This is a genomic window from Aeromonas sp. A04, from assembly GCF_047780465.1.
GTDB lineage: Bacteria > Pseudomonadota > Gammaproteobacteria > Enterobacterales > Aeromonadaceae > Aeromonas > Aeromonas bestiarum.
Genome location: NZ_JBLNHP010000008.1, coordinates 116,356 through 126,249, shown reverse-complemented (window position 1 = coordinate 126,249; position 9,894 = coordinate 116,356). Strand labels below are relative to the sequence as shown.

At 60.3% G+C, this 9,894-nt stretch carries 7 protein-coding genes; all 7 read left to right on the top strand.

Translation table 11 applies throughout. The features are described 5' to 3' along the window. The first annotated feature begins 242 nt into the window (after positions 1-242). The 7 genes from ebgR (at position 243) to ACM3N8_RS19395 (ending at position 9,833) form a co-directional block, all read left to right on the top strand. Entirely contained in the window at positions 243-1,208 is a 966-nt protein-coding gene (gene ebgR / locus ACM3N8_RS19425) for a transcriptional regulator EbgR (RefSeq protein ID WP_098981076.1), read from the top strand. A gap of 320 nt (positions 1,209-1,528) precedes the next feature. Beyond that, complete coding sequence (gene ebgA, locus ACM3N8_RS19420) at positions 1,529-4,603, top strand: beta-galactosidase subunit alpha (RefSeq protein WP_416016507.1); 3,075 nt, start codon at positions 1,529-1,531, stop codon at positions 4,601-4,603. Beyond that, positions 4,600-5,055 (top strand): beta-galactosidase subunit beta, encoded by a 456-nt coding sequence (locus tag ACM3N8_RS19415; RefSeq protein WP_098981074.1) that lies wholly within the window; start codon positions 4,600-4,602, stop codon positions 5,053-5,055. Before ebgA ends, ACM3N8_RS19415 begins: the two co-directional genes overlap by 4 nt. 102 nt (positions 5,056-5,157) lie before the next feature. Next, positions 5,158-6,603 carry an amino acid permease gene (locus ACM3N8_RS19410; RefSeq protein ID WP_098981073.1) on the top strand — a complete coding sequence of 482 codons (1,446 nt, stop codon included), beginning with the start codon at positions 5,158-5,160 and terminating at the stop codon, positions 6,601-6,603. Between the two features lie 102 nt (positions 6,604-6,705). Further along, a complete protein-coding gene (locus ACM3N8_RS19405; protein ID WP_098981072.1) occupies positions 6,706-7,044 on the top strand; it encodes a tRNA-binding protein in 339 nt (112 codons plus the stop codon). Positions 7,045-7,216: 172 nt separating this feature from the next. Next, positions 7,217-8,680, top strand: a complete 1,464-nt coding sequence (locus ACM3N8_RS19400; RefSeq protein WP_416016506.1) for an amino acid permease — start codon at positions 7,217-7,219, stop codon at positions 8,678-8,680. 202 nt (positions 8,681-8,882) lie between these two features. Then, entirely contained in the window at positions 8,883-9,833 is a 951-nt protein-coding gene (locus tag ACM3N8_RS19395; protein ID WP_416016505.1) for a bile acid:sodium symporter family protein, read from the top strand. Positions 9,834-9,894 lie beyond the last annotated feature (61 nt).

Sequence of the window (9,894 nt, the reverse complement as noted above, 5' to 3'; positions counted from 1 at the left end):
CTGATCCCATGCCGAACTCAGAAGTGAAACGCGGTAGCGCCGATGGTAGTGTGGCATTCGCCATGCGAGAGTAGGACACTGTCAGGCTCCTATTTAGAAGAGGCCTCCCATTCGGGAGGCCTTTTTGCTTTGGAATTTTTCCTCCCACCCTGGGTTTCTTTTAGTAAAAATGCTGGGATGTCAGCACGTTGCCCGTTACTCTTGGTCTGGTATTGTCGGGAGTCATCGCCAGAGGAGTATGCATGGCCACGTTGAAGGAAATTGCGCAGGAGGCGGGGGTTTCCCAGGCGACTGTGTCACGGGTGCTCAATGAAGACCCGACGCTGAGCGTCAAGGAAGAGACCAGGCAGAAGATCTTTGAGATCGCCGAGCGGCTGGAATACAAGACCAGCACGGCTCGCAAAGGGGTGCACAAGAGCAAGCTGCACTTCCTGGCTGTCTATGCCTACCCGCAGAGCACAGAGGTCAACGACCCCTACTATCTCGCCATTCGCTATGGCATCGAGACCCAGTGTGCCCGCCTCAATATCGAGCTTACCCATTTTTACAACGGTGCCGAGGGGCGTGAGCTCTCCGCCGTCGACGGTATTCTGGTTATCGGCCATCTGCCACCTGAGCGGCTTGCCGCACTCTATTCCCTCTCTGCCCAGCTGGTGTTCGTGGACTGTCGCTCCCAGGGGGAGTTTGACTCGGTGGACGTGGATCTGGCGCTGATCAGCCAGCAGGTGGTGGATTTCTTCATGGCCCAGGGACACGGCCGCATCGGTTACATAGGTGGTCAGGATGAGGCGCCGGATCTGCGTGAGCTGGCTTTCCTCGACTATGGTCAGCGGCTGGGAGTGGTGCAGGAGAACGATCTCTATCGCGGGGATTTCTCCAGTGCCTCCGGCTATCGACTGGCGAAGGAGATGCTGGCGGGGGATTGGCCCAAGGCCTTGTTTGTCGCCTCCGACTCCATCGCCATCGGTGTGCTGCGGGCCATCCACGAGAAGGGGTTGGCCATTCCCCAGCAGATCGAGCTCATCAGCGTCAACGATATTCCGACCGCCAAATTCACCTTCCCGCCTCTCTCCACCGTGCGGATCCACTCCGAGTTGATGGGCTCCCAGGGGGTCAATCTGCTGGTAGAACGGCTTCGCGACGAACGTGAGGTCCCGCTGCGGGTACTGGTTCCCAGCCGACTGACCCTGCGTGGCACCACCCGGTAGTTTTAGTAAAACTCATTGGTTTTTAGCCGCGCCATCCTGACATGGTGCGGCGACTCTCTTTATCCCGGATAGACATTCCCACTCTTAATAAATGCTTAATATATTGTTATATAACAATATTATTGTTTCCTTTCTTATGGGAATCAACATCCATGCCACCCAGGCAGACAAACCCCTCCTTTAGTTCCGGCTTCTGATCTCGCTCACAAATCCAGCCATCTTGTGTGATGGGGTTAAAACTTTACCGATCATTACCAGATATTTAGTAAATGTTTATCTAGAGTTTACCCAGTCAAAGTTGCCTTGTTCCGGGAGGACATGTGAATAACTGGGAAAACGTTCAATTCGTTGGTGAAAACAGGCTGGCCCCGCGCGCCTACTTCTTCTCTTATGCCGATGCCGCCACGGCGACGACCCTGCAGCGCGAGCTGAGCCGCCGCTTTCTCTCCTTGAGCGGCCAGTGGCAGTTCAACTACTTCGAGCACCCATTGCAGGTGCCGGAGGCCTTCTATCACAGCCCCATGAGCGAGTGGGGCCAGATCACAGTGCCCAACATGTGGCAGATGGAAGGGCACGGCAACCTGCAATACACGGATGAGGGCTTTCCCTTTCCCATAGACGTGCCCTTCGTGCCGAGCAACAACCCCACCGGCGCCTATCAGCGCAGCTTCGTGCTGAGCCCGGCCTGGGACGGCGAGCAGGTGATCATCAAGTTTGACGGTGTGGAGACCTACTTCGAGGTCTATGTGAACGGCCACTATGTCGGCTTCAGCAAGGGGAGCCGCCTCACCGCCGAGTTCGACATCAGCGCCTATGCCAACACCGGCGAGAACCTGCTCTCGGTACGGGTGATGCAGTGGGCCGACTCCACCTATATCGAGGATCAGGACATGTGGTGGATGGCGGGCATCTTCCGCGACGTCTATCTGGTGGGCAAACCGGCTGCCCACGTGCAGGACTTCTTCATCCGCACCGCGCTGGCCGACGACAATCAAGGCGCCACCCTGAGCTGCGACATCCAGCTGGAAAATCTGGGAGCATCGGCCCGTGATCACCGTCTGGTCTGGTCCCTGCTGGATCAGGGCAGCGAGATCGCCAGCGGCTCTCTCGATAATCTCGCCATCGACGGCAAGTGTGATTGTCGCTTCACGCTGGATCTGGCCAACCCCCATCTATGGAACGCCGAAGACCCTTATCTCTATCAGCTGATACTCTCCCTCTACAGCGGTCAGGGCGAGCTGCTGGAAGTGATCCCGCAGCGGGTCGGGGTACGCGAGATCCGCGTCAAAGACGGGCTGTTTTATGTCAACGGCCAGTACCTCAAGCTGCACGGGGTGAACCGTCACGACAACGACCACCTCAAGAGCCGCGCCGTCGGCATGGATAGAGTGGAGCGCGATCTGGTGCTGATGAAGCAGCACAACCTCAACTCGGTGCGCACCGCCCACTACCCGAATGACCCGCGCTTCTACGAGCTGTGCGACCAGTACGGCCTGTTCGTGATGGCGGAGACAGACGTGGAGACCCACGGTTTTGCCAACGTCGGCGATCTTAGCCGCATCACAGACGACCCTTTCTGGGAGCCGGTGTTTGTGGACAGGATCGAGCGCCACGTTCACGCCCAGAAGAACCACCCCTCCATCATCATCTGGTCCCTGGGCAACGAGTCCGGCTACGGCTGCAACATCAGGGCCATGTACCGCCGCTGCAAGGCGATAGACCCGACCCGGCTGGTGCACTACGAGGAGGATCGCGATGCCGAGGTGGTGGACGTGGTCAGCACCATGTACTCCCGCGTCTCCCAGATGAACTGCTTCGGCGAGTTCCCTATGGCCAAGCCGCGCATCCTCTGCGAATACGCCCACGCCATGGGCAATGGCCCGGGTGGCCTCAGCGAATACCAGCAGGTGTTCGATCGCCATCCCCACATCCAGGGCCACTACATCTGGGAGTGGTGCGATCACGGCATCCTGGATCAGGACGAGCAGGGTCGCCCCGTTTACAAGTACGGCGGTGACTACGGCGACTACCCCAACAACTACAACTTCTGCATGGATGGCCTCATCTATCCGGATCAGACCCCGGGGCCGGGCCTGCGCGAATACAAGCAGGTGATCTGCCCGGTCAAGGTGCGGGCGCTGGATCTGGCGAGCGGCAAGCTGGCGGTGGAAAACCGTTACTGGTTCTCCAATCTCGACGACATCCGCCTGCTGGTCGAGGTGAAGGCCGAAGGCGAACTGCTGGCCAGCCAGCAGATCCGGCTGGAAGGGGTTGCCCCCGGTGCCACCACAGATCTGCAGCTTGAGCTGCCATCCCTCGATGCGCGGGAAACCTTCGTCCAGCTGCGGGTCATCAAGGCCACCGCTACCCGCTACAGCGCAGCTGAGCACGAGCTGGGCCAGTACCAGTTCCAGCTGAAGGCATCGACTCGCCAGCTGCGACCCTTTGCCAATCCCAACGCCACTGCGCTGCAGATTGCCGACGAGCGACTCGCGCTGACCCTGACTGGTTGCGGCTTCGCCCTGCGCTTCTCTCGCCTCGACGGCAAGCTGGTGAGCTGGCAGCAGGATGGCAATGAGCTTGTCGAGCGCTCGCCGCGCCTCACCTTCTTCAAGCCGATGATCGACAACCACAAGCAGGAGTACGAGAGCCTCTGGCACCCGAACCACCTGCAGATCATGCAGGAGCACTTCCGCTCCCTGAGCTGGCGTCGGCTGGGGGAGGCGGTCGAAGTGACGGTGGAGAGCCTGATAGCGCCGCCCGTGTTCGACTTCGGCATGCGCTGCCGCTACGTCTACACCCTGAGCCCGAACGGCCAGTTGCATGTCGCTTTGTCCGGTCAGCCCTATGGCGGCTATGACGACATCATCCCGAAGATCGGCTTCGAACTGGGTATCCGCCAGGATCTCGACCGGGTGCACTACCTTGGCATGGGGCCGGGGGAGAACTACCAGGACAGCCGCCAGAGCAACTGGATCGATTGCTTCAACAGCACTGTGGGCGAGATGTGGGAGCACTACCCCTTCCCGCAGGACAACGGCAACCGCCAGCAGGTGCGCTGGGCGACCCTGACCAACCGCCACGGCGCCGGTCTCTATGTGCGGCCCGATGCCCCCATCAACCTGAGCGTCTGGCCCTACAGCTGGGAGCATATCCACGCAGCCCAGCACATCAACGAACTGGAGCCGAGCGGCTATCTCACCCTCAATCTGGATCACAGGGTGCTGGGGCTGGGCTCCAACTCCTGGGGCTCAGAGGTGCTGGACTCCTGGCGGGTGCGTTTCGAACCGTTCAGCTTCGGCCTGACCCTGCTGCCCATCGCCCGTGGCAACCTCAATCCGGCTGCGCTGGCCGGGATCGATCTCACCATCAACGGCGGGAGGACGCTCGCATGATCACCCTGGACAACCTGACCCTGTTCAAAAACATCTACCGGGAAGGCAAGAAGTGGGGCCGCTGCGTGGAGGCTATCGACAACCTGCCGAACCTCAAGCCCGGCATCTGCCACTCCATCGGTGACTCCCTCACCTACCGCTTGCAAGAGGGGGCCAGTCCGGCCACCTCTCTGTTCGAGGGGCAACGCCGCTACTTCGATATCCACTACTACCTGGAAGGGGAAGAGACTGTGGAGTGGGCCGAGAAGCACGGCCTGCAGACGGAATCGGCCTATGACGACACCAGCGACCGCGAGTGGCTGGCCGGCGAGGTGCGAGAGCGCCAGAAGGTCGGCAATGGCCAGCTGGTGATCTTCGAGAACCATGAGGCCTATCGCTTCGCCGGCGATGCGCCGGTGCGCAAGCTGATCATCAAGGTCACGGTCGAAGGCGGCTACTTCAAAAACAAATAACAAGCCGCTGTTTTTGCACTGACAAAGCCGGAAGGGCGGGGTTCACCCTACAAATCATGCCCCGCCCTTTCGCAGCAATAACTACAGGTCTGGAGATGCACCATGTCTGATTCCAAACGCAATACGATAGGCAAGTTTGGTCTGCTGTCGCTCACTTTCGCGGCGGTATTCAGCTTCAACAACGTCATCAACAACAACATCGAGATCGGTCTGGCCTCGGCCCCTATGTTCTTTCTGGCCACCATTTTTTACTTCATTCCGTTTTGCCTCATCATCGCGGAATTCGTCTCGCTGAATAAGAACTCCGAAGCGGGCGTCTATGCCTGGGTGAAGAGCTCCCTCGGCGGGCGCTGGGCCTTTATCTCCGCCTACACCTACTGGTTCGTGAACCTCTTCTTCTTCACCTCGCTGCTGCCGCGGGTCATCGCCTACGCCTCTTATGCCTTCCTGGGCTACGAATACATACTCACCCCGCTGGCGACCACTGGCTTGAGCATGATCCTGTTCGCCTTTGCGACCTACGTCTCCACCAACGGCGCCAAGATGCTGGGCCCCATCACCTCGGTGACCTCCTCTCTGATGCTGCTGCTGACCCTCTCCTACATCTTGCTGGCAGGTGCGGCACTGGTGGGCGGCGTGCAACCGGCCGATCCCATCACGGTAGAGGCCATGATCCCGGACTTCAGCTGGGCCTTCCTCGGTATCACCACCTGGATCTTTATGGCAGCCGGTGGCGCCGAGTCGGTGGCTGTCTACGTCAATGACGTGAAGGGCGGATCCAAGTCGTTCGTGAAGGTGATCATCATCGCCGGGATCTTCATCGGCGTGCTCTACTCCATCGCCTCACTGCTGATCAACGTCTTCGTCCCCAGCGGCACCCTGAAATATACCGGCGGCTCGGTGCAGGTGTTCGAAGGGCTGGCGTCCTACTTTGGTCTGCCCGCCATCTTGATGAACCGCTTCGTGGGGCTGGTCTCCTTTACCGCCATGTTCGGCTCCCTGCTGATGTGGACAGCTACCCCGGTGAAGATCTTCTTCTCCGAGATCCCGGCCGGCATCTTCGGCAAGAAGACGGTCGAGCTGAACGAAAACGGCGTGCCCGCTCGCGCAGCCTGGATCCAGTACCTGATAGTGCTGCCGCTGATGCTGATCCCGACCCTGGGCTCCAACACCGCCCAAGACCTGATGAATACGGTGATCAACATGACGGCGGCCGCCTCCATGCTGCCACCCCTGTTCATCATGCTGGCCTACCTGAACCTGCGCCTGAAGCTGGATCACCTGCCACGGGACTTCAAGATGGGCTCGCGCACCACGGGGATCGCCGTGGTCTCGGTGCTGATCGCCATTTTCTCGGTGGGCTTCCTCGCCTCCACCTTCCCGACCGGTGCCGACATCATGACCATCGTCTTCTACAACGTGGGCGGGATAGTGATCTTCCTCGGCTTTGCCTGGTGGAAATACAACAGATACGAAGCCTCCCTGAGTGAGGAAGCGCGCGCGAAAGAGGCCCTGCCGGCCGCTCAGGTGTCCATCCAGGCCTCCTGATCCCCAGAGCAAGCCGGCCCGGGCCCGAGTGGCCAAGAGAGATAAAGCGGGTGGCGACAGCCACCCGTCACCGGTTGAACCACAGAACAGAAGGAGAATGGAATGAGCGAGACAATCGAATTTGCCGAGTTCAAACGGGTCGAGATGAAGGTGGGCAGGGTGCTGGAGGTGGTGCGCCATCCCGGTGCCGACAAGCTCTACATAGTGCAGATAGACGTGGGGGGCGAGCGGCCGCTGCAGACCGTCACCAGCCTGGTGCCCCACTACAGCGAAGATGAGCTGATGGGCAGCCAGGTGGTGGTGCTGACCAACCTCAAGCCCACCAGGATGCGCGGCGAGCGCTCCGAGTGCATGCTGCTCTGCGCCGAGACCCCGGACGAGAGCCAGAGCGTGCTGCTGCAGCCTCGCGTGCCCATGGCGCCGGGTACCCAGATCGTCTGAGGGATCCCTGATTGAGTGCCGGTGCGGTTGGGCCGCAGCGGTTTGCCAGCGAGGTCGCTTGAGCGGCCCAACCATAACAAGAAAATCTCTGGCCGGGCCATGAGGCCTGTGCCGAACACATTCAGAGTCAAAGCGTCAGCTGGTGAAGCGGCGTTATTCCATTGGAGGACATATGTCTGATTCCGTACGCGGCACCCTGGGCAAGTTTGCCCTGTTGTCGATGACCTTTGCCGCCGTGTTCAACGTGCGCAACATAGTCAACAACAACATAGAACTTGGGCTCAGTTCGGCGCCCATCTTCCTGCTGGCCACGCTCGTCTATTTCATCCCCTTCGTGTTCATCATTTCCGAGTTCGTCTCGGCCAACAAGAACTCCGAATCGGGCATGTATGACTGGCTCAAGAAGCCGCTCGGCACCCGAATGGCCTATCTGGGCTCCTTCCTCTACTGGTTCGTGAACCTGTTCTGGTTCGTCTCCCTGTTGCCCAACGTCATCGCCTACGCCTCCTACGCCATGCTGGGGTATGAATACAGCTTCTCCCCCATGGTGACCTCGATCATCTCCATAGCGCTGTTCGCGGCGGCAACCCATATCTCCACCAGGGGGGCGACCTGGCTCGGCAAGATTGCCGAACTGGTGGCCTACGGGGTGTTCGCGCTGTTCGCCATCTATGTGCTGGGTGCCCTGATGGCACTGAGTGGAGATCATGTGGCGGCCCAGCCCATCACGCTGGAAGCCATGACCCCCACAGTCAACTGGGCGACCCTGGGCATAATGTGCTGGATCTTCCAGGCTGCCGGTGGCGCCGAGACGGCGGCGGCCTATCTCAACGACGTCAAGGGCGGTCAGAAGTCCTTCATCAGGGTGATCATCACGGCCGGTATCGTCATAGGTGCCATGTATGCGCTGGGTTCCCTGCTGGTGAACGTGTTCGTGCCGCGGGAAAGCCTCACCTATGCCGGCGGCATGGTGGAGATCTTCACCGGCATGGCCCAGTACTTCCATCTGTCCGAGGTGCTGGTCGGCCGCGCGGTCGGGGTTGTGCTCTTCATCGCCATGTTCGGCTCCATGATGATGTGGACCTCGGCCCCGGTGAAGATCCACTTCTCCGAGATCCCCCAGGGCGTCTATGGGGAGAAGACCACCCAGCTCAACGAGCACGGGGTGCCGGTGCGCGCCGCCTGGTGGCAGTTTGTGTTCGTGTTCGTGATGCTGGTGGTGAACGGTTTCGGCTCCGAGTCGGTGCAGCAGATGATGAACACCGCCATCAACCTCACCGCCGGTACCGCCATGCTGCCGCCCATCTTCATCATGGTGGCTTACTTCGTGTTCCGCTGGAAACACGACGACACCCCCCGCGAGTTCCGAATGGGATCTCGCACCTTCGGCATGGCCGTGGTCTCGGTGCTCATCCTCATATTCGTGGTGAGCATGAGCGCCTCCGCCTTCCCGAGCGGGGTGGATCTGGTACGCGCCTTCTTCATCAACGTCTTCATGACGGCGGTGTTCTCGGCGATCGCCTACTGGTGGATCTCCCGCTTCGAGAAGCGCCAGGCCCGCAAGCTTGGTGGTAATGACAAGAAAACCGGCAACGGCAAGCTGGCAGACGGCGCCAAGCTGGCCAAACAGCGCTGAATCACAGGGCTGGCCGCCAGCCCGGGTTGCTTAATTTCCTGCACGCTGCGAGGGGCCGCTCAACTTTGCGCCTCCCGCATATAGGGGTAAGCTGGGGATTCGTTTCAACGGGAGGTGCCAGACACCTCCTGTTGTGTTTCTTGTCGTCCCTGAACCCGGCCTCTTTGACGAGGGCGGGATCTGCTTCCGATGGAGACCACTCGTGCGTCTGGATCCCTTTACCTGTGTGCTTATTCTGGTGGTCACCCTGGCCTCCCTCTTTCCCTGCGAGGGGCAGGTTGCCGTCTGGTTCGCGTTGCTGACCAAGCTGGCGGTGGCGCTGCTCTTCTTCATGCACGGCGCCAAGCTGTCGCGCCAGAACCTGCTGGCGGGGCTGGGTCACTGGCGGCTGCATCTGGTGGTGATGGCCAGCACCTTCCTGCTGTTCCCGCTGCTGGGGCTGCTGCTTACCCCGCTGGTGCCGCAATGGCTGAGCCCGGCCATCTATCTCGGTTTCCTCTATCTGTGCGCCTTGCCCGCCACAGTGCAGTCGGCCATCGCCTTCACTTCCATGGCAGGGGGCAATGTGTCGGCGGCTGTGTGCAGCGCCTCTGCCTCCAGCATCCTCGGTATCTTCCTCTCCCCCGTGCTGGTGGGGCTGATGATCAATGTACAAGGGGAGGGGGTCGATACCTGGCACTCCATCCAGGCCATCATGGTGCAGCTGATGCTGCCGTTCGTGGTAGGCCACCTATCGCGCCCGCTCATCGGTCGCTGGGTCGACAGCCACCGGCCACTCATTGGCAAGCTGGACCAGAGCTCCATCCTGCTGGTGGTCTATGTGGCCTTCAGCGAGGCTGTGGTGCAGGGGATTTGGCACCAAGTAGGTTGGTACGATCTGGCCAGTATAGTGCTGCTCAGCTGCGTGCTGCTGGCACTGGTGCTGGGTTGGAACGTCTGGATCAGCCGCCGGCTCGGCTTCAACAAGGCGGACGAGATCACCATCGTCTTCTGCGGATCCAAGAAGAGCCTCGCCAACGGGGTGCCTATGGCCAACGTCATGTTCCCGGCCGCCAGCGTCGGTGTCATGGTGCTGCCGCTGATGATCTTCCACCAGATCCAGCTGATGGTCTGTGCCGTGCTGGCCCGCCGCTATCACGAGCAGGGGGCCTGAGCCCAGCCGGGTGCGCGCCACAATGAAAAAAAGGAGGCCGACAGGCCTCCTTTTTTATTTT